This is a genomic window from Amycolatopsis vancoresmycina, assembly GCF_000716785.1.
GTDB classification, from domain to species: domain Bacteria; phylum Actinomycetota; class Actinomycetes; order Mycobacteriales; family Pseudonocardiaceae; genus Amycolatopsis; species Amycolatopsis vancoresmycina.
Genome location: NZ_JNYY01000004.1, coordinates 326,567 through 347,938 on the forward strand (window position 1 = coordinate 326,567; position 21,372 = coordinate 347,938).

The 21,372-nt window shown below is 71.7% G+C and carries 16 protein-coding genes; 10 read left to right on the forward strand and 6 right to left on the reverse strand.

The genetic code is table 11. The features are described 5' to 3' along the window. Nucleotide 1: 1 nt before the first annotated feature. Nucleotides 2–1,615, reverse strand: coding sequence for a carboxyl transferase domain-containing protein (locus OO60_RS11320; RefSeq protein WP_003065941.1), 1,614 nt, complete (start codon nucleotides 1,613–1,615; stop codon nucleotides 2–4). A gap of 140 nt (nucleotides 1,616–1,755) precedes the next feature. Next, nucleotides 1,756–2,526, reverse strand: a complete 771-nt coding sequence (locus OO60_RS11325; RefSeq protein WP_003065939.1) for an SGNH/GDSL hydrolase family protein — start codon at nucleotides 2,524–2,526, stop codon at nucleotides 1,756–1,758. 309 nt (nucleotides 2,527–2,835) lie between these two features. Here OO60_RS11325 and OO60_RS11330 point away from each other — a divergent pair, with 309 nt between their 5' ends. Both OO60_RS11330 and OO60_RS11335 read left to right on the forward strand, forming a co-directional pair. Continuing rightward, nucleotides 2,836–3,426, forward strand: a complete 591-nt coding sequence (locus tag OO60_RS11330; protein ID WP_003065937.1) for an SACE_7040 family transcriptional regulator — start codon at nucleotides 2,836–2,838, stop codon at nucleotides 3,424–3,426. A gap of 47 nt (nucleotides 3,427–3,473) precedes the next feature. Further along, nucleotides 3,474–3,980, forward strand: coding sequence for a hypothetical protein (locus OO60_RS11335; RefSeq protein ID WP_003065935.1), 507 nt, complete (start codon nucleotides 3,474–3,476; stop codon nucleotides 3,978–3,980). A 19-nt stretch (nucleotides 3,981–3,999) separates the two neighbouring features. On the opposite strand, the gene metX is transcribed toward OO60_RS11335, so the two are convergent. Together metX and OO60_RS11345 are read right to left on the reverse strand one after the other, a co-directional pair. Continuing rightward, nucleotides 4,000–5,118: a homoserine O-acetyltransferase MetX gene (gene metX / locus OO60_RS11340; protein WP_003065932.1), complete on the reverse strand. Its 1,119-nt coding sequence runs from the start codon at nucleotides 5,116–5,118 to the stop codon at nucleotides 4,000–4,002. Then, nucleotides 5,115–6,425, reverse strand: a complete 1,311-nt coding sequence (locus OO60_RS11345) for a bifunctional o-acetylhomoserine/o-acetylserine sulfhydrylase (RefSeq protein ID WP_003065930.1) — start codon at nucleotides 6,423–6,425, stop codon at nucleotides 5,115–5,117. Before OO60_RS11345 ends, metX begins: the two co-directional genes overlap by 4 nt. 172 nt (nucleotides 6,426–6,597) lie before the next feature. Between OO60_RS11345 and rdmE the strand changes: the two genes are divergently transcribed. The 3 genes from rdmE to OO60_RS11360 all read left to right on the forward strand — a co-directional run bounded on the left by rdmE (nucleotide 6,598) and on the right by OO60_RS11360 (nucleotide 11,608). Then, entirely contained in the window at nucleotides 6,598–8,148 is a 1,551-nt protein-coding gene (rdmE, locus tag OO60_RS11350) for an aklavinone 12-hydroxylase RdmE (protein ID WP_003065928.1), read from the forward strand. Between the two features lie 817 nt (nucleotides 8,149–8,965). Next, on the forward strand, nucleotides 8,966–10,525 hold the full coding sequence (locus OO60_RS11355; RefSeq protein WP_033261297.1) for a PucR family transcriptional regulator: 1,560 nt from the start codon (nucleotides 8,966–8,968) through the stop codon (nucleotides 10,523–10,525). 165 nt (nucleotides 10,526–10,690) lie between these two features. Next, a complete protein-coding gene (locus OO60_RS11360) occupies nucleotides 10,691–11,608 on the forward strand; it encodes a zinc metalloprotease (RefSeq protein WP_003059875.1) in 918 nt (305 codons plus the stop codon). Between the two features lie 172 nt (nucleotides 11,609–11,780). Here the strand turns inward: OO60_RS11360 and OO60_RS11365 are convergent, their stop codons facing one another. Continuing rightward, nucleotides 11,781–12,716: a zinc-binding dehydrogenase gene (locus OO60_RS11365; protein WP_003059871.1), complete on the reverse strand. Its 936-nt coding sequence runs from the start codon at nucleotides 12,714–12,716 to the stop codon at nucleotides 11,781–11,783. A 172-nt stretch (nucleotides 12,717–12,888) separates the two neighbouring features. On the opposite strand from OO60_RS11365, the gene ald reads away from it, so the two are divergent. The 5 genes from ald (at nucleotide 12,889) to OO60_RS11390 (ending at nucleotide 20,908) form a co-directional block, all read left to right on the forward strand. After that, nucleotides 12,889–14,004, forward strand: coding sequence for an alanine dehydrogenase (ald, locus tag OO60_RS11370; RefSeq protein ID WP_003059868.1), 1,116 nt, complete (start codon nucleotides 12,889–12,891; stop codon nucleotides 14,002–14,004). A gap of 508 nt (nucleotides 14,005–14,512) precedes the next feature. Beyond that, nucleotides 14,513–15,574, forward strand: a complete 1,062-nt coding sequence (locus tag OO60_RS11375; RefSeq protein ID WP_003059865.1) for an ABC transporter ATP-binding protein — start codon at nucleotides 14,513–14,515, stop codon at nucleotides 15,572–15,574. Next, nucleotides 15,574–16,455, forward strand: a complete 882-nt coding sequence (locus OO60_RS11380) for an ABC transporter permease subunit (protein ID WP_003059863.1) — start codon at nucleotides 15,574–15,576, stop codon at nucleotides 16,453–16,455. The genes OO60_RS11375 and OO60_RS11380 overlap by 1 nt, the downstream gene beginning before the upstream one ends. Nucleotides 16,456–16,550: 95 nt before the next feature. Beyond that, the gene (locus OO60_RS11385) at nucleotides 16,551–20,297 is read left to right on the forward strand and encodes an ABC transporter ATP-binding protein (protein ID WP_003059861.1); all 3,747 of its coding nucleotides are present in this window, start codon (nucleotides 16,551–16,553) and stop codon (nucleotides 20,295–20,297) included. Between the two features lie 140 nt (nucleotides 20,298–20,437). Continuing rightward, complete coding sequence (locus OO60_RS11390; RefSeq protein ID WP_033261348.1) at nucleotides 20,438–20,908, forward strand: DUF4291 family protein; 471 nt, start codon at nucleotides 20,438–20,440, stop codon at nucleotides 20,906–20,908. On the opposite strand, the gene OO60_RS11395 is transcribed toward OO60_RS11390, so the two are convergent. Further along, a complete protein-coding gene (locus tag OO60_RS11395; protein WP_003059856.1) occupies nucleotides 20,905–21,177 on the reverse strand; it encodes a hypothetical protein in 273 nt (90 codons plus the stop codon). The genes OO60_RS11390 and OO60_RS11395 overlap by 4 nt on opposite strands. Nucleotides 21,178–21,372: the final 195 nt, after the last annotated feature.

Here is a 21,372-nt window from a genome sequence, read left to right on the forward strand (position 1 = left end):
ATCACATCCGGAAGACGCCGTAGTTGACTTCAGCCAGGGGGGCGTTCGCCGCGGCCGAGAGGGCGAGGCCGAGCACCGTGCGGGTGTCCGCCGGGTCGATGACGCCGTCGTCCCACAGCCGCGCGGTGGAGTAGTACGGGCTGCCCTGCGCCTCGTACTGCTCGCGGATCGGGTCCTTGAACGCCTCTTCGTCCGCGGCGGACCAGTCGCCGCCGCGGGCCTCGATGGCGTCGCGGCGGACGGTCGACAGCACCGACGCCGCCTGCTCGCCGCCCATCACCGAGATGCGCGCGTTCGGCCACATCCACAGGAACCGCGGCGAGTACGCCCGGCCGCACATCGAATAGTTACCGGCACCGAACGAACCGCCGATAACGACCGTTAACTTCGGCACCCGCGCGCAGGCCACGGCGGTGACCATCTTCGCGCCGTGCTTGGCAATGCCGCCGGCCTCGTACGCGCGCCCGACCATGAAGCCGGTGATGTTCTGCAGGAACAGCAGCGGGATCGAGCGCTTGTCGCACAGCTCGATGAAGTGGGCGCCCTTCATCGCCGACTCGGCGAACAGGACGCCGTTGTTCGCGACGATGCCGACCGGGTGGCCGTGAATCCGGGCGAACCCGGTGACCAGCGTGGCGCCGTACTCCTTCTTGAACTCGCCGAACCGGCTGCCGTCGACGATCCGGGCGATCACTTCGCGGACGTCGTAGGGCACGCGCGGGTCGGTCGGCACGACGCCGTACAGCTCGGCGGGGTCGACGGCGGGCGCCTCGGTCGGGAGGACGTCCCACGGCCTCGGCGCGCGCGGCCCGAGCGTCGAGACGATGGAGCGGACGATCCGCAGCGCGTGCGCGTCGTCGTCGGCCAGGTGGTCGGTGACGCCGGACTGGCGCGCGTGGACGTCCCCGCCGCCCAGTTCCTCGGCCGTGACGACCTCGCCGGTCGCTGCTTTCACCAGGGGCGGGCCGCCGAGGAAGATCGTGCCCTGGTTCCGGACGATGACGGCCTCGTCGCTCATCGCCGGGACGTACGCGCCGCCCGCGGTGCACGAGCCGAGCACGGCGGCGATCTGCGGGATGCCGCGCGCGGACATCGTCGCCTGGTTGTAGAAGATCCGGCCGAAGTGTTCACGATCCGGGAAGACCTCGTCCTGCCTGGGCAGGAACGCGCCGCCGGAGTCCACCAAGTAGACGCACGGCAGGTTGTTGTGCAGCGCGACCTCCTGGGCGCGCAGGTGCTTCTTCACCGTCATGGGGTAGTAGGTGCCGCCCTTGACGGTGGCGTCGTTGGCGACGACCACGCACTCGCGCCCCGAGACCCGCCCCACTCCGGTGATGATCCCGGCGGACGGCGCCTCGTCGTCGTACAGTCCGTTCGCGGCCAGCGGCGAGAGCTCCAGGAACGGCGAGCCCGGGTCGAGCAGCGTGTCGACGCGGTCGCGTGGGAGCAGCTTGCCGCGCTCGACGTGCCGCGTGCGCGCCTTCTCCGGCCCGCCGAGCCGGGCGCTCGCCAAACGTTTGCGGAGGTCCTCGACCAGCTCCGCGTGCGATGTCGCATTGCGGGCGTAAGCCTCGCTGTCCGGGGACGCCGCAGTCCCCAGTGCCGGCGTGTCCATGGGCTCCCTCGACGTTAGCGGTCGTTAACCTCCGGCTCGATGTTAGCGACCGCTAACGTGGGTGTCCAGTCGCTGGAATGCGGAAAAGGCCACCCCGGCGGACCGGGGTGGCCTTCAGCGTGACTTCTGCCGGGGACCGCTCAGCCGATCGCCGCCCGCAACGGGGCGTAGTAGCCGCCGGACTGGCCGGCCACGGTCGGGTGATAGGACTCGATCACCGGCCAGGTGAGGCTGTGCAGGTAGTCGTCGGCCGACGAGCAGATGTTGTGGCCGACGAACGACGGCCGGACGTCGACGAACGTCGCCCCGGCCGACCCCGCGCGCTGCTGGATGACCGACGCGAGCGCGTCGGCACCCGAGTTGATCGCGGTGCGCTTGGTGTCGCTCAGCCCGACCCAGCAGGAGCCGGGCACGGTGTAGAAGCGCGGGTAGGAGAGGACGACGAGCTTGGCGCCCGGCGCCTTGGCCTTGATCGCGTTGTAGGTGTTGGTCAGCAACGCCGGCAGCGTGTTGGCGACGTAGGTCTTCGCCGTGTTGACGCGGTTCACGCAGTCGGAGTCACTGCCCAGCGTGCAGGTCTGGATCACGTCGCTGAACCCGGCGTCGTTCCCGCCGACGGTCACCGTGACGAGCGTGGCCGAGGACGGGATCGAGTTCGCCTGGTTGATGACGTCCCCGGTGCGGGCACCGGAGCAGGCCAGGAACGTGAACGAGGTTCCGCTGTGGGCGTTGGCCCACAGCTGCGGGTAGGCGTTCGAGCTGCGGTAGCAGCTCCCGGAACTGCCGTAGCTGCCGGCTCCGACCCCCGAGGAGTAGGAGTCGCCGACCGCGGCGTAGACGGTCCCGGCGGCCTGGGCGAGGCCCGTGACGCCGAGAGAAGCAAGGACAACGGCCCCCAGGGCCGTACTCAACCGTAGGAGGGATCGCCGGAACTTACGGGTGGGAACAGCCATGGGTCACTCCTTTGTGACAGGGCCGACGCAAATAGCACAGCAGGTGGAAGCCCCACGAGGAACCCCTAGTTACCGGTAGGTACCCACTCGGCCCACACCGGAAGGATGAAACGGCGGTAAGCACGGGTTAACGGGCCGGGTTTCCGGAGCTGCGGGCGCCTGCAGCTCCGGAGCACGACGGCCTGCGCGGGCTCGGAGCGACGTGCGACGGGTGCCCGGCACCACGGGCTGTTAGCGCTCGCTAACCTGCCGCTCTAATATGGCTGGATGCCGGCCAACTCCACCCCTCTCGTGAACGGCGAGAAGGCGAACAGACGCGAACAGATCCTGTCCGCGGCCGCCGAGCTGTTCGCCCACCACGGCTTCCACGGCGTCGGCATCGACGACATCGGGGCCGCCGTCGGCATCTCCGGGCCCGGGCTCTACCGGCACTTCCGCAGCAAGGACGCGATCCTCGGCGAGATGCTGAACTCGATCAGCCGGTACCTGCTCGACGGCGGCACGGCGTGGGCGAGCCGGCCGGGTCCGCCGGAGGAGACGCTGATCGGGCTCGTCGGCTTCCACGTCGGCTTCGCGCTCGGGCACCCGGCCCTGATCACCGTTCAGGAGCGCAACCTCGCGAACCTCACCGACGCCGACCGCAAGCAGGTGCGCGCGCTGCAGCGGCAGTACGTCGAGGTGTGGGTGCGCGTGATCCGCGAAGCCCTTCCGGACCTGGGAGAACTGCAGGCGCGGTCGGCGGCACACGCCGTGTTCGGATTGATCAACTCGACACCGTACAACCGCCATCTCGGTGACGACGAACTCGCCGAACTGCTCTGCCGGCTCGCGCTGGGTGCCCTCCGCGCGGCGGGATGACCACCCGCGGATCAAGGTATCCCCACGAGGGCCGTCGCTGGTGTTTGATGGGGCACGTGGACCCGGATTGGAGCGAGCAGGAGCGCCGGCTCGTCGAGAAGGCCCAGCGCGCGTTGACCGCGCTGAGCCTCGGCGACGACGCCGAAGCGCTGGGCGAGGTCGCCCCGTCGGCCGCCGACCCGCAGGCCCGCGCGGACGAGACGAAGGCCCTGATGCTGCTGCTCTTCGGCGAGTGCAGCGCGATGGTGTCCACCCTCGGCGACGGCGGCAGCGCCCCGGTGAAGGTCCAGGTGTTCGACGAAGACGGCGAAGAGGTCTCGATCGACCAGGCCGACCCGCCGGTGCGGACCGCGGTCCGGACGCTGCTCGCGGAGGTGCACGGCAACACCGAAGCCGCCCAGGAGCAGGTCGAGATCGCCCTCGCGAACGCGGCGCCGGACGAGGTGGACAGCCTCGTCCTGCAGGCGCTGCGCTGGACGATCCGGCTTTCGGTGGAGTGCCTCGACCGTGACCTGCCGGTCGCGCCCTGGATCTCCGAAGCCGTCTCCGACTAGGGGCCCCTGAACCGGGCAATCAGCCCAGCAGGTGCTTCACCAGGGCGGCGATCTGCCCGGTCTCGATCAGGAACGAATCGTGGCCGTACGGCGACGTCACCACCGACGGCTCCGGCGTCCCCGCGATCCCGGCCGCGATCTCCGCAGACTGGTACAGCGGGTACAGCCGGTCACTGTCGACGCCCCCGATCACCGATCTGGCGGTCACCCGGCCCAGTGCGGCCGCCACGCCGCCGCGGCCGCGGCCGACGTCGTGGGTGTTCATCGACTCCGTCAGGACCAGGTAGCTGTTCGCGTCGAAGCGGCACGCCAGCTTGTCGGCGTGGTGGTCCAAATAGGACTCGACGGCGAACCGGCCGCCGCGCAGCGGGTCCTCCGCGCCTTGGTGGGCCCGGCCGAACCGCTGGGCCAGCTCGGGCTCGCTGCGGTAGGTGACGTGCGCGATCCGCCGGGCGACGCCGAGCCCGCGGAAGGGGCCCTCCGGCGCCGCGTAGTAGTCGCCGCCGTGGAAGAACGGGTCGCTGCGGATCGCGTGCAGCTGCGGCGACGCCCACGCGATCTGCTCGGCCGACGCCTGCGCGGCCGACGCCAGCACCAGCACCGCAGCCACGCGCGAGGGCAGCGACACCGCCCACTCCAGCGCGCGCATCCCGCCCATGGAGCCACCGACGACGGCGGCCCATTGCGAGACGCCCAGCGTGTCGGCCAGCAAAGCCTCCGCCGCGACCTGGTCCCGGACCGTCACCACCGGGAACCGGCTGCCCCACGGCGTCCCGTCCGGGTCCGGCGACGACGGCCCGGTCGAGCCCTGGCAGCCGCCCAGCACGTTCGGGACCACGACGAAGAACTCGTTCGTGTCCAGGGCCTTGCCCGGCCCGATCAGCCCGTCCCACCAGCCCGCGCCGGGGTGTCCGGGCTCCGCGGGGCCGGCCGCGTGGCTGTCGCCGGTCAGCGCGTGCTCGACGAGGACCGCGTTGGACGCGTCGGAGTTCAGTGACCCCCAAGTTTCGTAAGCGATCGTTAACCCGGGCAGGACGCCACCGGCTTCCAGCGCGAACGCGCCGGAGCCGGTGACGAACTGCCGGCGGCCCGGCGGATCCCCGATCCGCCAGGCGCCGGTGACGGGCCCAGCCGTCACAGTTCCGCCTTGGCCGCCCGGAATCCGGCTTCCAGGTCGGCTTTGAGGTCCTCGATGCCTTCCAGCCCGACGGCAAGCCGGACCAGCCCCGGCGTGACGCCGCTGGCCAGCTGCTCCTCGGGCGTGAGCTGGCTGTGCGTGGTCGACGCCGGGTGCACGATCAGGCTGCGGACGTCGCCGAGGTTCACCAGCTGGCTGTGCAGCTCGGTGCCGTCGACGAACTTCCGGCCCGCCTCGACACCGCCGCGCAGGTCGAACGACAGCACCGCCCCCGCACCGCGCGGCAGGTACTTCTGCGCCGCGGCGTGGAACGGGCTCGACGGCAGGCCGGCGTAGTACACCTTCTCGACCTCGTCGCGCTGCTCGAGCCACTCGGCGAGCGCCTGCGCGTTCTGCACGTGCCGTTCGATGCGCAGCGACAGCGTCTCGATGCCCTGCAGGATCAGGAAGCTGTTCAGCGGCGCGATCGCCGCGCCGGTGTCGCGCAGCAGCTGGACGCGCGCCTTCGCCGCGAACGCGCCCGGCCCGAGCGCCTCCCAGTACTTGAGGCCGTGGTAGCTCGGGTCCGGCTCGGTGAAGCCGGGGAACTTCGCCGGGTCCTGGCCGAAGTCGAACGTGCCGCCGTCGACCAGCACGCCGGCGATCGTCGTGCCGTGGCCGCCGAGGTACTTCGTCGCCGAGTGGATGACGACGTCGGCGCCGTGCTCGATCGGGCGCACCAGGTACGGCGTCGGGATGGTGTTGTCGACGAGCAGCGGGACGCCGGCTTCGTGCGCGACGTCGGCGACCGCGCGGATGTCGAGGACGTTGCTGCCCGGGTTGGCGAGCGTCTCGCCGAAGAAGAACTTCGTGTTCGGCCGGACGGCGGCGCGCCACTGGTCGAGGTCGTCCTGGTCGTCGATGAACGTGACCTCGATGCCGAGCTTCGGCAGCGTGTAGTGGAACAGGTTGTAGGTGCCGCCGTAGAGCGACGGGCTCGAGACGAAGTGGTCGCCCGCGCCGGCGAGGTTCAGGATCGCCGCCGTGGTCGCGGCCGAGCCGGACGCGAACGCCAGCGCCGCGACACCGCCTTCGAGCGCGGCGACCCGCTGCTCCAGCACGTCCTGGGTGGGGTTCATGATCCGCGTGTAGATGTTGCCGGGTTCGGCGAGGCTGAACAGGTCGGCGCCGTGCTGGCTGTCGCGGAAGACGTACGACGTCGTCTGGTAGATCGGCGTCGCCCGCGCCCCCGTGGCGGGGTCCGGCGCGGCGCCCGCGTGGATCTGCCTGGTCTCGAAGGACCACGCCGAAGTGTCGTCCGCGCTCATCGGTTCTCCTTGCGGCTCAAGGGGTTTCATGGAGGGCTACGTGGCCGAAGCTACTTGCGCCGAACGGCCCACCCAACAGCTCCCACGTCCTGGGATACCCGGCACCTTGCCGAGTCAATCTCTCTGTATCTAAGATACTTGTACAGGGAGATTCACAGGCAAGGAGGTAGTCATGACCGAGCGGGTACAGGTGCTGGTCGTCGGGGCCGGGCTGGGCGGGTTGTCCGCGTCGCTGTTCCTGGCGCAGGCCGGGGTGGACGTCCTGACCGTCGAGCGGCACGCCGGGACGTCGGTCCACTCGCGCGCCGCCGGGCAGAACTGGCGCACGATGGAGTTGTTCCACTGGGCGGGAATCGACCGCGAGGTGCGGGCGGCGAGCCCGCGCGCGTCGCAAGGCTTGCGGATCACCGTCGCGACCAGCCTGGCCGGCCGGGTGCTGCACCGGATCGTCGACGACGGGAGCGAGTTCGACGTCTCGGCCACGACGACGCTGCCCGCCGGCATGGCCGGGCAGGACGTCGTGGAGCCGATCCTGCTGGCGCACGCGGAGAAGGCGGGCGCGCGGGTGCGGTTCCGGACCGAACTGACCGGCCTGGTCCAGGACGGCGACGGCGTCACGGCGACACTGCGCCACCGCGACTCCGGCGAGGAGACGGTGGTGCGCGCGGACTACGTCGTCGCCGCCGACGGCGGCCGCAGCGGGATCCGGCAGCGGCTCGGCATCGGGACCACCGGCCCGGACGCGCTGAGCCACTGCCTCGGCGTCGTGTTCGACGCCGACCTCGGCGACCGCGTCCTCGCCGGCGTCACCGACCTGTTCTACCTGCAGCACCCGGACTTCACCGCCGCACTGGTCAACACCGACGTACCGCACCGGTACGTCTTCGCGCCGGACTACCACCCGGAGCGCGGCGAGAGCCCGGCCGGCTTCCCGCCGGAGCGGCTGGTCGCGATGATCCGCGCCGCCACCGACCTGCCGGAGCTGGCACCGGAGATCGTCTGGACCGGCTCGTGGGAGATCGCCGCGCGGCTCGCCGACCGGTTCCGGTCCGGGCGCGTCTTCCTGATCGGCGACGCCGCGAAGGTGACCCCGCCGACCGGCGGGATGGGCGGCAACACGGCCATCGGCGACGCCGCGGACATCGCGTGGAAGCTCGCCGCGGTGCTGCGCGGCGAAGCGGGCGACGGACTGCTCGACACCTACGAAGCCGAGCGCCGGCCGATCGCGCGGATGGTCATCGACACCTCGCTGCACAACATGAAGGCGCGGATGCACCCCGAGCTCGACGTCTCGGGGCTCACGAAGCCCGAGGACCCGCTGGGCATCCTGCTCGGGTTCCGCTACCGCTCGACCGCGGTTATCGCGGACGGCCCGGACGACGGCGAGCGCGTCGAGGACGTGCACGCACCGACCGGACGGCCGGGCTTCCGCGCACCCGTCCTGGAGTCCACTGTGGACCTGCTGGGCCGTTCGTGGGTGCTGCTGTGCGCCGCCGACGGGACGCGGTGGCGGCCGGCCGCCGAGGACGTCGCGGCGCAACTGGACGTCCGGCTCGACTGCCACGTGCTCGACGACGCCGTGTTCGCCGCGCGGTACGGGCTCACCGCGGGCGGGACGGTACTGGTCCGTCCCGACGGAATCGTCGCGTGGCGCGCGCGGGAACCGGTGGCGGACCCGGCCGGCGAGCTGGAGCGAGCCATGACGGCGGTGCTGTCCCGCTAGCCGCTCTGCCTCAGCCCTCGGCGGAGCGCAGGCTGCTCCCGGCGAAGCGCGCGTGCAGCTCACGCACGTGCCGAGCCCAGAACAGCCGGCGCCCGCCGCGGGCGCGCGGGCGAATCCGGCCGCCCCGGTGCGCCGGGACGACGCGGCGGCGAATTCGCCGTACGAAGTCGCCCTGTCCGCGACCGCGCGGGCGATCAGAATCGCCTTGCCCGGCTCGATCATCTTTTGCCATTCGGCCACGTCACGTCCGTACAAGGCGGCCACCTCGCGCTTTCCCCGGCGAGGCCGGCGTCGGGGCACCACAAGGGAAGTTCGGACATCCGCCCCGTTCCCCGGCAGCCGGCCGGACGGTTTATTTTCGGTTCCCCGGCGTCAACGGCGAGAGTTTTCCACTATTGCGAATAATGGGGGAACGGGCTGGGAAAGCTCGCGGGGATGTCATAGAGTCGGCCCCTCGCCGGACCCGGAACCGATCAGCGGGCCCGGCAATTCCCGATACCCAGGAGCGCAGTGAGCGATATCCGAGCCCGGCCTTCGTTCGACGCGCGCCGATCGGTCGAGCGCCTGGAGCTCTGACCCCGTGAACGCCTGCCGGGGCGGCCCGTCCGCCCGCTGCCGCCCCGGCAGGCCCCCCTTCGGCGCAGCCAGGCGGCGATCCACGCGAAGGCACCGCGTCGAGCCCGCCGTCCGGAAAGGACAGTGCGGGCAGCGCGCCGGGTCAGCTCGGCTCCGCAACCGCTTTCCCCGATCCACCGGGCGTCGCTGCCGCCCGCAACCCTGCCGAGCCGCCCACCGCTTCCTCGGCGACAATGAGCGAGTGGTTTCGGTGCGCAGCGTGGTCGATCGGGTGGGGCCGACGCTGCTCCACGCGCTCCAGCTGCCCGACGACTCGCCCGCCGTCGCCGACGTCGTCATCGCCGAACCCGGCGGCGGGTCGGTCACCCTCGCCGCCGGTGACCTCGTGCTGGGCGTCGCGACGACCAGTCCCGAAGACGCCGCCGAGCTGGTGAAGCAGAGCGCCGGGCAGGGCGCCGCCGCCGTGCTGCTCAAGCCGCCGCTGGCCGCGAAGCCCGCGGTCAAACGGGCCGCGAAGGCCCACGGTGTCGCGCTGATCCAGGTGCACGCCGCGACGTCGTGGGCGCAGCTCGTCTGGCTGCTGCGGACCGTCCTGGACGCCCTCGCCGACGAGTCGGAGGACCTCGACCCCGGCTCCGGCGACCTGTTCCGGCTGGCCGACGCCGTCGCGAGCGTCGTCGACGCGCCGGTGACCATCGAGGACACCAACTCGCGCGTGCTCGCCTACTCCGCGCGCCAGGACCTGACCGACCCCGCACGCGTCGCCACGATCATGGGCCGGCGCATCCCCGACGACGTGCTCGCGCGGTTCCGGTCGCGCGGGGTGTTCCGCGAGCTGTCCCGCGGCCGGCAGACGATCTTCGTCCCGGCCCAGCGCGACGGCACGCTGCCGCGGCTGATCGTGCCCATCCGGATGGGCGGCGAGCTGCTCGGGTCGATGTGGGCGGTGGTGGCCGGGCCGGTGTCCGACGAGCGCGCGGCGGCGTTCGCCGACGCCGCTCCCGTCGTCGCGCTGCACCTGCTGCGGCGGCGCGCACACACCGATGCGCAGCGCCGCGCGTCGGCCGAGCTGCTGCGCGCGGTGCTCGAAGGCAACGCGAACCCGCGCAAGGCGATGGCGGAGCTGGACCTGTCCGACGAGCCGCACCGCGTGGTCGTCATCGAGGTCACCGGCGGCGACGGACGCGACGCCGAGGGGCTGCGGCTGGCCATGCTCGAACGGCTCTCCCAGGGCATCGGCCGCCGTCCGGTGGCGACCGAGCTCGCCGGGCTGCTCTACGCCGTGGTGCCGGACCGGCCGGGCCCCGGCGGCTGGGCGGAACTGCGCGACGCTCTCGTCGCGACGGGACCGTCCCGTCGCACCGGCGCTCCGCGCGCGGCGGCGGGCGCCCCCGGCGAGATCGGCGACCTCTCGGTGTCGCGCGCGCAGGCCGACGAAGCCCTCGGGCTGCTGCGCGCCGAGCTGCTCGCCGAGCGCGTGATCGCCTTCGACGAAGCCTGGACGGCGTTGACGCTGCACCGCGGCGCGACGGCGGCGGCCGCGGCGCGGGTCGCCGACCTCGGCCCGCTGCGCACCCTGCGCGCGCACGACGAGACGGGCCGGGCCGGGTACGTCGAGACGCTGTACGAGTGGCTGCGCCACCCCGGCGACCCGCGGGCGGCGGCGCGGGAGCTGCGGATCCACCCGAACACCCTGCGGTACCGGATGCGGAAGCTGCTGGAACTGGTGCCGCTGGACCTCGACGACCCCGACGTCCGGCTGGCCCTGCTCACCCAGCTCGTCGCCGTGCACTGGAGCTGATGGGCCATTCGGCCCATTCCATGACCTATGCGTTACTCCGCATGGATCGCGCCGATCGTCCGGAGTGTCTTTTCCCGCCGAAAGATGGTGGATTCCGAAGATCGCGTGCCGCATTTTTCTCCTCACCACCCCGGGTAGCCGGGTCGTTGCAAGAGGAGTTCGCCCATGAGCAGTTCGGAGCGGTTCGGTCGGGCCGTCAAGCTGGGTGCGGTGTCCGCGCTTTCCCTGGTGGCGCTGGTCGTCCCGGCCGCAGGAGCCGGGAGCGCCGTCGCGGCGCCGAGCGGCGACTGCTTCACCCCCGCCCACGCCGCGGACCGCGGCAAGGACGGCCACGCCGACACGGTGGCCCCGGCGGAGGCGGCCCGCATCGAGGCGGACATGCAGAGCAAGCTCGCCGGCAAGCGCACGGCCCGCACCGCCCAGGCCGCCGCGGTCTCGATCCCGGTGTACTTCCACGTGATCACCAGCGGCTCGACCGGCAACCTGCCCGCGTCGACCATCAGCAAGCAGATCTCGGTCCTGAACAGCGCCTACGCGTCGAGCGGCTTCAGCTTCTCGCTCGTCAGCACCGACTACACGAACAACTCCACCTGGTACAACGGCATCACCGACGGCACGTCGGCCGAGCGCAACATGAAGAACGCGCTGCGCAAGGGCGGCAAGAACGCGCTGAACATCTACACCGCCAACCTCGGCGACGACCTGCTCGGCTGGGCGACGTTCCCGTCGAACTACAGCTCCCAGCCGAAGCTCGACGGCGTGGTCATCCTCGACGAGTCCCTGCCCGGCCGCTCGGCGACGAACTACAACGAGGGCGACACGGCCACCCACGAGGTCGGCCACTGGATGGGCCTCTACCACACGTTCCAGGGCGGCTGCTCCGGTTCGGGCGACTACGTGTCGGACACCCCGGCCGAGGCGACGGCGACGTCCGGCTGCCCCACGAACAAGGACACCTGCACGTCGACCGGCAAGGACCCGGTCCACAACTTCATGGACTACAGCTACGACAGCTGCATGTACGAGTTCACCGCGGGCCAGGCCACGCGGATGCAGAACTCCTGGACGGCGTACCGCGCCTGAGTCTCCGCCCTCCCGCGGCGGAACCCGTGAAGGCCACCTCCTTCGAGGTGGCCTTCACGGCGTTCACCGCACCTGGTAACTGAGGTCCGTCGCGACGAGCCGGGACCGGTGTCGAGCTCGCACACGCCCACGGTGAGCGCGCCGTCCTCCCAGCGGAACTCGGCGGCGTCGATCATGCGACCAGCAGCGTCTTGCCCACCGTGGCCCGTGACTCGATCGCCGCGTGGGCGTCCGCGGCCTTCGCCAGCGGGAAGCGCTGCCCGATCAGCGGGACCAGGCGGCCCGCCGCCGCCTCCGCCAGTGCCGACTCCGTGAACGCCCGCATCCGCTCCGGGCTGCCGATCGACCGCACCAGCGTGACGTCCCGTGCCGCGGCGTCCTCTTCGGACACTTCGGCCCACGATCCGCCCGCCAGGCCGTAGACCGCCATCCGGCCGCCCGGGCGCAGCAGCCCGAACGCCGCCGTGCCGATCGCGCCGCCGACGCCGTCGAACACGACGTCCACCTCGCCTGCCGCGGCCGCCCAGTCCGGCTGCAGGTAGTCGACGACCGAATCGGCTCCCCGCACGCTGGCCACCTTCGCCGGGCCGCCCGCCGCTCCGATCACCGTCGCGCCCGCCGCCTTCGCGAGCTGGACCAGCAGGCCGCCGACGCCGCCCGCCGCCGCTTCGACCAGGACTCGATCACCCGGGCGCACGCTGGTGGCATGCACCAAGCCGGTCGCGGTGCGGCCGTCCGCGAGCACCGCCACCGCCGCGTCGAGCTCCAGCGCGGGCGGCACCGGGAACACCGCCGCCACGTCCACCGCGACGCGCTCGGCGTACCCGCCGGACCCGCCCGTCGCCGTGACCACGCGCTGTCCCGCCAGCCCGGGGTCCACCCCCGCGCCGACCGCGCTGATCACCCCGCCGACGCCGTTGCCCGGGATCACCGGCAACGAAGCCCGGAACGGCCCCGGCGCCCCCGCCCGGAACTGCGTCTCCACGAACGTCGTGTTCGCGAACGCGACCTCCACCACCACCTGCCCCGGCCCGGCGACCGGGTCCGGCGCCTCCCCCGGGACGAGGACTTCCGGACCACCGAACTCTCGCAACCACACAGCACGCATGGGCCGACCGTGCTACTTCAAGTGAAGTCGAGGTCAAGGGTCTTGTTCGGCCAGCACTACGGATCCCGCAAAGAACTGTCCGGCCAGCACGATGACACCGCCGTCCGGGTGGTTCACCGTGAGGGCGAGCACCGCTTGAATTCCGGACGCAGACCGACCCAGGAGGCCGACCGTGCGTATCGCCGTTCCCCGTGAGATCAAGAAGCACGAATACCGGGTCGCGCTGACCCCGGCGGGGGTGCACGAGCTGGTCGGCCGCGGGCACGACGTCTTCGTCGAGGCCGGCGCCGGGCTGGGCTCGTCCATCACCGACGAGGAGTACGTCGCCGCCGGCGCGAAGGTCCTCGCCACCGCCGACGAGACGTGGGCCGAGGGCGAGCTCGTCCTCAAGGTGAAGGAGCCGATCGCCGAGGAGTACGGGCGGCTCCGGCGCGACCAGGTGCTGTTCACCTACCTGCACATCGCCGCCGACCGCCCGCTGACCGACGCGCTGCTGGCCGCCGGCACCACGGCGATCGCCTACGAGACGGTGCAGACGGCGTCCGGCGCGCTGCCGCTGCTCGCCCCGATGTCCGAGGTCGCAGGCCGCCTGGCCCCGCAGGTCGGCGCGTTCTCGCTGATGAAGCCGAGCGGCGGCCGCGGTGTGCTGCCCGGCGGCATTCCCGGGGTGCACCCGGCGCGCGTGGTCGTCATCGGCGGCGGCGTTGCGGGCCTGAACGCCGCCCGGGTGGCGCTGGGCCTGGGCTCGGACGTGGAAATCCTGGACACGAACGTGGACCGGCTCCGCCAGATCGACAACGACTTCGGCGGCCGCATCCGCACGGTGACGTCGAACCGCCTGTCGGTGGAGGAGTCGGTGTTGCAGGCGGACCTGGTGATCGGCGCGGTGCTGGTCCCGGGCGCCAAGGCCCCGAAGCTGGTCTCGAACGAGCTGGTGGCCCGGATGAAGCCGGGCAGCGTCCTGGTGGACATCGCCATCGACCAGGGCGGCTGCTTCGCGGACTCGCGCCCCACCACGCACGACGACCCGACGTACACGGTCCACGAGTCGGTCTTCTACTGCGTGGCGAACATGCCGGGAGCGGTCCCCCGCACCTCCACGTACGGCCTCACGAACGTCACGCTCCCGTACGCGGTCCAGCTGGCCGAGCACGGCTGGAAGGCGGCCCTGCAGGCGGACGCGGCGCTGGCCAAGGGCCTCAACACGCACGCGGGAGCGCTGACGAACGCCCCGGTCGCCGTGGCCCACGACCTCCCCCACACCGACCTGGCCACGGTCCTGGCCTGACAACAGAAGCCATTTCCCCAGAGCGGGCCCCTGCAGCAACACAGCAGGGGCCCGTTCCCTTACCCCAACCCAAAAGCGCGACGAGCGAATGCCCAAAGCCAAAAGGCCAGACCAACCACCCGAACGGGACAACGCTGGAACCGCAGCCAGAGGCACCGTGGGGGGTCCGGGGGGCTCGGCCCCCCGGGCAACACGACGGAGTCGAAGCGAAGCGAAGACGAAGGGGCGACCCGCTCAACCAGCCTGGGGGTCACTGGGAGCGGGCCGCCGAGTCCTAGCTTAGAGGGGTTCGGCCGAGTTTGCTCCACCGGGTCGGCAAGTCGCACGAATTCTTTACCGAGTTGATCTGCGGCCGGCCGGGAACCCTGTGGTCAGGGCGTCGGCACCGATACCGGCCGGTAGCAGAACGTGACGAAGGTCGCTCTTGGCGGGTTCGGGTGTTCCGTGGGCGCGGGCGGGCCGGTTAGGGCAGGATGTCGCCCCATCAGCGGGAACGTTAGGGGATGGTATGCACGACGGCAGTGGCCGGATTGTGGTGCAGAACCTGAGCAAGCGGTTCGGCGCAGTGAACGCCGTGCAGGATCTGAGCTTCACGGTGGAACCGGGTTCGGTGACGGGGTTCCTGGGGCCGAACGGCGCGGGTAAGACGACGACGTTGCGGATGTTGCTGGGGCTGGTGACGCCGACGTCGGGGGTGGCGACGATCAACGGGCGGCCGCACTCGCAGCTGGGGAACCCGGCGCGGGTGGTGGGGTCGGTGCTGGAGAACGAGGGGTTCCACCCGGGGCGGACGGCGCGCAACCACCTTCGGGTGTACGCCGCGGCGATCGGGGTGCCGGATCGGCGGGCGGACGAGGTGCTGGGCCTGGTGGGGCTGGGCAGTGCCGCGGATCGGAAGGCGGGCGGGTTCTCGCTGGGGATGCGGCAGCGGCTGGCGCTGGCGACGGCGTTGCTGGGTGATCCGCAGGTGCTGGTGCTGGACGAGCCGACGAACGGGCTCGACCCCGAAGGCATCCTCTGGCTGCGGAACTTCCTGCGTTCGTACGCGCGGGAGCAGCGGCGGACGGTGCTGGTGTCGAGTCACCTGCTGAACGAGGTCGAGCAGCTGATCGACCAGGTGGTGATCATCAGCCAGGGGGTGACGCGGTACTACGGTCCGCTGGAGCAGCTGCGGCGGGGCCAGCAATCGCGCGTTCTGGTGCAGCCCGCGGATCCGGCGGCGCTGGTGAAGGCGTTGCAGGAGCAGGGTGTGCAGCAGGTGTCGCCGACGCCGGACGGCCGGGTGGCGGTGGCCGGGTCGAGTGTGCAGCAGATCGGTGACGTGGCCGCGAAGGCCGGGATCGCGGTGTACGGGATGCAGGAGGAGCACGCGGATCTGGAGCGGATGTTCTTCCAGCTGACGCAGGGTCAGTACGCCGGTGGCCAGGCCGGGTATCCGCCGCCGCAGTACCAGGGGCCGCCGCCCGGGTACCCGCCGCAGCAGTTCCCGCCTTCGGGCCCGCAGCAGCAACAGCAGTACCCGCCGTCGGGTCCGCAGCAACAGCAGTACTGGGGAGGGCCGCAGCGGTGATGGGCAATCTGGTCAAGGCGGAGTTCCGCAAGACGCTTTCGCTGAACACGTGGTGGGTGCTGCTGATCCCGCTGGCGCTGGTGGCGTTCTGGCTGACCTTCGTGTGGGGGAAGATCACGAACGATTTCGCGGACTTCATCGGCTCGAGCGATGCCCGTGAGGTCGCGGGTGCGGTGGGCCTGGACGCGAGCAAGCTGCCGGTCGGGTTGCTGGCGTTCGCGCACGGGGTGAACATCGCGCAGCTGATCCCCGGGCTGTTCGGGGTGTTCGCGCTGGCGGGTGAGTACCGCAGCAAGACGATCACGACGACGTTCCTCACGGCGCCGAACCGGATCGCGGCGCTGACCGCGAAGATGCTCACCTACGTGGCGTGGGGCGCGATCTACGGTCTGGTGAGCTTCGGCGTCTCGGCGATCGCGGTGATGGCGTCGGTGGACGCGGGGCGCTGGCCGTCGGCCGGGCAGTGGCTGGCCGCGCTCGGCGGGACGGTGCTGGCGTCGGTGCTGGTGACGTTGTTCGGCATCGGGTTCGGCGCGGTCCTGCGCAACGTGCCGCTGGCCGTGGTGCTGTTCCTGGTGTGGTTCCTGATCGTGGAGAACGTGCTGGTCATCGCGCTGTGGGGGCCGGCCGACATCCTGGGCGGGATCCTGCCGAACGGCACCGCCAACGGGATCGTGGGCGGGATCGCGGCGGACGCGTTCGGGATCAACTCGCTCAACCTGCCGGGCGGGGTCGACCACTGGTCGGCGCTGGGCCTGCAGCTCGCGGCGGGCGCGCCGGGCGTGATCTCGTGGTGGGCGTCGGCGCTGATCTTCTTCGCGTGGACGATGCTCTTCTTCGGCCTCGGCTGGGCGGGCAACCAGAAGCGCGACATCACGTAGTCCCGTTGTCGTCGAAGGCCACCTCGAGCAGCTCGAGGTGGCCTTCTCGGCATTCAGGGAAATATTTTGTCGGTGGTGGCGCTTAGTGTGACAACGTGACCATCGCTCCGCCCCGCTCCCGTCAAGAGCTCCCACCCGCCGAGACGACCGGCTGGATCCGCCGGCTGTCGGCCGCGGCGTGGGAGCACCGCGTGCTCGTCGTGCTGTCGCTGCTGGCCGCCGCGCTCGGCGTCGGGGTGCAGGCCGCGAGCCCGCTGCTGGTCCGCACGGCGGTGGACGACGCGGTGGCGGGGCGCACCGGCGGGCTGCCCGGGATCGCCGTCTTCCTGGTGACGCTGCAGCTGGTCGCGTTCGGCACCGCGTTCGCGCGCCGCTACCTGGGCGGGAAGCTCGCCCTCGACGTGCAGCACGACCTGCGGCAGCGGGTCTTCAACGCCGTTTCCCGGCTGGACGGCGGAAAGCAGGACGCGCTGCGCACGGGCCAGGTCGCCTCGCGCGCGATCTCCGACCTGCAGCTGGTGACCGGCATCCTGATGCAGGTGCCGCTGTCGTTCGGCTCGGTCGTCTTCGCGCTGCTGTCGTTCGTCGCGATGCTGTGGCTGTCGCCGGTGCTGACGCTGATCGCGCTGGTCGTCACGCCCGCGGTCGGCATCATCGTGGCGCGCAGCCGCAAGCGGCTTTTCCCGGCGACGTGGTCGGCGCAGCAGCGCGCGGCCGATGTCGCGCAGCAGGTCGAAGAAACCGTCACCGGCGTCCGGGTGGTCAAGGGGTTCGGCCAGGAGACGCGGGAGGTCTCGAAGCTGGAGGCGACCGCGCGGAAGCTGTTCGGAGAGCGGCTGCGCGCGGCGAAGCTGTCCGCGGTCCCGACGGCGACCACCGCCGCCCTGCCCGCCGCGGGCCAGGTCGCCGTGCTCGGCATCGGCGGTGTCCTCGCGCTGAACGGGTCCATCACCCTCGGCACGTTCCTCGCCTTCGCCACCTACCTCGCGACGCTGATCGGCCCGGCGCGGATGCTGTCCGGCCTGGTCGTGCAGGCCCAGCTGACCCGCGCCGGCGCCGAGCGCGTGTACGAGCTGATCGACGCGCAGCCGGAGGTCGTCGACGCGCCGGACGCGCGGCCGCTGCCGGCCGGGCCGCTCGGCGTCGAGCTCGACGGCGTCCGGTTCGGCTACACCCGCAGCGAGCCGGTGCTGGACGGCCTGTCGGTCACCGCGAACCCGGGCGAGACACTGGCCCTGGTCGGCACGGCCGGCTCCGGGAAGTCGACGATTTCGCTGCTGCTGCCCCGGTTCTACGACGTGCACGCGGGCGCGGTGCGGGTCGGCGGCCTCGACGTCCGTAACGTCCCGCTGCGGCAGCTGCGGCAGGCGATCGGGGTCGTGTTCGAAGAGGCGTTCCTGTTCTCCACGTCGATCCGGGACAACATCGCCTACGGCCGCCCGGACGCGAGCGAGGAGGAGATCGTCGCCGCCGCCAGGGCCGCGGAGGCGGACGGGTTCATCCGCGCGCTGCCGGAGGGCTACGACACGCTGGTCGGCGAGCGCGGGCTGACGCTCTCGGGCGGGCAGCGGCAGCGGCTCGGGCTGGCCAGGGCGCTGATCACCGACCCGCGGATCCTCGTCCTCGACGACGCGACGTCGGCCATCGACACCGTCACCGAAGCGGCGATCCACGACACGCTGCGGTCGGTCACCGCGAGCCGGACCACCCTGCTCATCGCGCACCGGCGCTCGACACTGGCCCTCGCCGACCGGATCGCCGTGCTCGACGAAGGCCGTGTGGTCGACGTCGGCACCGAAGCCGAGCTGATGGCGCGCTGCCCGCTGTTCCGCGAGCTGGTGGCGGGCCCGGGTGACGACGTCGAGGAGAAGCACCGCTGCGAGGGCCTCGACTGCGGCCAGGACGGCGTCACGCCGTCGCTGTGGCCGCGGGACGAGAGCCGCGACGAGGTCGACGCACTGGCCGACGCGGCGCGGATGCGCAGCGGCGACCCGAACAGCAGCGGGTTCGTCGGCGGGGGCGGCGGCCTCGACGTGCCGCCGACCCCGGAGCTGATCGAGGGCGTGCGCCGGCTCCCGCCCGCCGTCGACGAGCCACGGCTGCCCGACGTGGACGTCACCGCACCCGATCCGAAGTTCCGGCTTGGCGGGCTGCTGCGGCCGGTCCGCGGGCCCCTCTCGCTGGTGATCGCGCTGGTGGCGGCGGACGCGCTGGCGTCGATCGCGCTGCCGGGGCTGTACCAATTCGGCGTCGACCACGGCGTCCGCGCCGGTGTCGAGTGGATGATCTGGCTGGCCGCCGGGATCGGCGCCGCGGTCATCGCGGCCGACTGGCTGGTGGTGTTCGCGCAGACGCGGCTGACGTCACGGGTGGGCGAAACGGTGCTGTACGCGCTGCGCGTCCGCAGTTACGCGCACCTGCAGCGGCTCGGGCTCGACTACTACGAGCGGGAGCTGTCCGGGAAGATCATGACCCGGATGACGACGGACGTCGACGCGCTCTCGACGTTCCTGCAGACCGGCCTGGCCACCGCGGTGGTCAGCGCGCTGACCCTGGCCGGGATCACCGGCGCGCTGCTGGTCACCGACGCCGGGCTGGCGCTGTACGCGCTGGCGATGGTGCCGGTGCTGGCGGTGGCCACGGTGATCTTCCGGCGGTCGGCGTCGAAGGCGTACAACGAGGCCCGCGAGCGGGTCAGCGTCGTGAACGCGGACATGCAGGAGAACGTCAGCGGGTTGCGCGTCGCGCAGGCGTACACGCGCGAAGACCGCTCCGCGGAGGCGTTCGCTTCGCGCAGCGACGACTACCGGCGCTCGCGGCTGCGAGCCCAGCGGTACGTGGCGACGTACTTCCCGCTGGTGGCGCTGCTGTCGGACCTGGCGACGACGACGGTGCTGGTGGCGGGCGCGAACCGCGTCTCGGCGGGCACCCTGTCGGCCGGTGTGCTGCTCGCGTTCCTGCTGTACCTGCAGCAGTTCTTCTCGCCGATCCAGCAGCTGTCGGCGGTGTTCGACGGCTACCAGCAGGCGAGCGTCGGCCTGAACCGGATCGGCGACCTGCTGCGGACGCCGACGTCGGTGCCGGCGGCGGAGAAGCCGGTCGCGGTGCCGGAGCGGCTGCGCGGCGAGGTGTCGTTCAAGGAGGTCGACTTCTCCTACAGCGGCGCCGAGGGCAAGGCGCTGGAGCAGTTCTCGCTGGACGTCGCGGCGGGCGAGACGATCGCGCTGGTCGGCGCGACCGGGGCGGGCAAGTCGACGGCGGTGAAGCTGGTGGCCCGCTTCTACGACGTCACCGGCGGCGAGGTCCGGATCGACGGCACGGACGTCCGCGAGTACGAACTGGCCGGGATGCGGCGCCGGATGGGCGTGGTGCCGCAGGAGGCGCACCTGTTCTCGGGCACGGTGGCCGACAACGTCCGCTACGGCCGCCCGTCGGCGACCGACGCGGAGGTCGAGGCCGCGGTCCGGGCGGTGGGCGCGCTCGACGGCGTCGCGGCCCTCCCGTCGGGGTTCCTGCAGCCGGTGGGCGAACGCGGCCGGTCGCTGTCGGCAGGCCAGCGTCAGCTGGTCGCGCTGGCCAGGGCGGAGCTGGTCGACCCGGACGTCCTCCTGCTCGACGAGGCCACGGCGGCCCTGGACCCGTCGACGGAGGCGGCGGTCCTGCGCGCGACGGAACACGTGGCCCGCCGCCGCACGACGTTCGTGGTCGCCCACCGCCTCGCCACGGCGGCCCGCGCGGACCGGATCGTGGTCCTGGACCACGGCCGGATCGCCGAGACCGGAACCCACGCCGAGCTCCTGGCCGCCAACGGCCACTACGCCCGCCTCTGGGCCCTCGGCTGAGCCCGTAACTCGCGTGATCAGGCCCGTAACTCGCGTGATCGAAGCCGGATCTCGCGAGTTACGGCTCCAATCACGCCAGTTACGGCTTCAATCACGCGGGATACGGGTTCGTGTGGCCGAAACCTGGGAGCATGGCGGGCATGTTCGAAGAGAAGCGGGTTCCCGACCGGCAGATCCGGGCGGCGCAGACCGACACGACCGTCCGGGTCTACCTGGCCTGCTCGCCTGCCGCCGCGGACGCCGCGCTCGAGAAGCAGACCATCGAGCCGGGCGGGAGCGTGGAGGTCACGCCGTCGTTCCGGCTCGCGGCCTTCGAGAGCGACAACGGCCGCAAGCCCGGCCACGAGCGCATCCTGGCCGTCGACCTCACCCGCGAAGGCTTCGAGCAGCTCCTCGCGGGGCACGTCGAGTGGGCGCCCGAGCGAGATCTCGACCACACACCGCTGAACTTCCAGGCGATCCGGCTCGGCGGCGAGCTCGCCGAGGAGTGGGTCACCGGCATCACCGATGTCACACCGGTGATCCGCGACATAGCCGGGCTGCTGGCCACCGACCAGCTCCACCTGGCCGTCAAGCTCGTCCCCCACGAGCCGCCGTACGAGCTCGGTTAGGGCAGCGCGCGCCAGCTCAACCCGCCCAGCCCGGCCGCCTCGACGTCCGGCCGCGACGCCCAGCGGACCGTGCCCGGCCGGACGTGGATCCCCGCCCCCACCAGCCAGTCCGGCTCGTCGGGCTCGACCCACTCCATCTCCTCGAAGTCGGCCAGCGTCGGCCAGACCGCGGAGCACGAGTCACACCGCAGGACGACCGCGCCGGACTCGGTGACCAGCGGCCGCACCAGGCCCTGGTCCCAGAACGAAGGACATTCGACCAGCCACATCCCTCCAGTGGAACCCGCCGCGGTGAACGCCCGACGGCCGGCGGAGGAAGCCGGCCGGAAGAGCCCGGGAACGCTGTACCGGGTCCAGCGCTTAAGGTTCCCTTAGCACATCTTGATCGAGTCAGTGACCGATACCCTAGTGCGCCACGCCTCACACAGGCCGGTTCCATCACATCGCGGTCACCGAGGGGGTTA

Bases quoted from the DNA above. Each gene is read 5' to 3' on its own strand.
- OO60_RS11320 (WP_003065941.1), bottom strand. From the start codon at position 1,615: ATGGACACGCCGGCACTGGGGACTGCGGCGTCCCCGGACAGCGAGGCT.
- OO60_RS11380 (WP_003059863.1), top strand. From the start codon at position 15,574: ATGGGCAATCTGGTCAAGGCGGAGTTCCGCAAGACGCTTTCGCTGAAC.
- OO60_RS11330 (WP_003065937.1), top strand. From the start codon at position 2,836: ATGCCGGCCAACTCCACCCCTCTCGTGAACGGCGAGAAGGCGAACAGA.
- OO60_RS11375 (WP_003059865.1), top strand. From the start codon at position 14,513: ATGCACGACGGCAGTGGCCGGATTGTGGTGCAGAACCTGAGCAAGCGG.
- OO60_RS11390 (WP_033261348.1), top strand. From the start codon at position 20,438: ATGTTCGAAGAGAAGCGGGTTCCCGACCGGCAGATCCGGGCGGCGCAG.
- OO60_RS11365 (WP_003059871.1), bottom strand. From the start codon at position 12,716: ATGCGTGCTGTGTGGTTGCGAGAGTTCGGTGGTCCGGAAGTCCTCGTC.
- OO60_RS11335 (WP_003065935.1), top strand. From the start codon at position 3,474: ATGGGGCACGTGGACCCGGATTGGAGCGAGCAGGAGCGCCGGCTCGTC.
- OO60_RS11395 (WP_003059856.1), bottom strand. From the start codon at position 21,177: ATGTGGCTGGTCGAATGTCCTTCGTTCTGGGACCAGGGCCTGGTGCGG.
- OO60_RS11360 (WP_003059875.1), top strand. From the start codon at position 10,691: ATGAGCAGTTCGGAGCGGTTCGGTCGGGCCGTCAAGCTGGGTGCGGTG.
- rdmE (WP_003065928.1), top strand. From the start codon at position 6,598: ATGACCGAGCGGGTACAGGTGCTGGTCGTCGGGGCCGGGCTGGGCGGG.
- OO60_RS11345 (WP_003065930.1), bottom strand. From the start codon at position 6,425: ATGAGCGCGGACGACACTTCGGCGTGGTCCTTCGAGACCAGGCAGATC.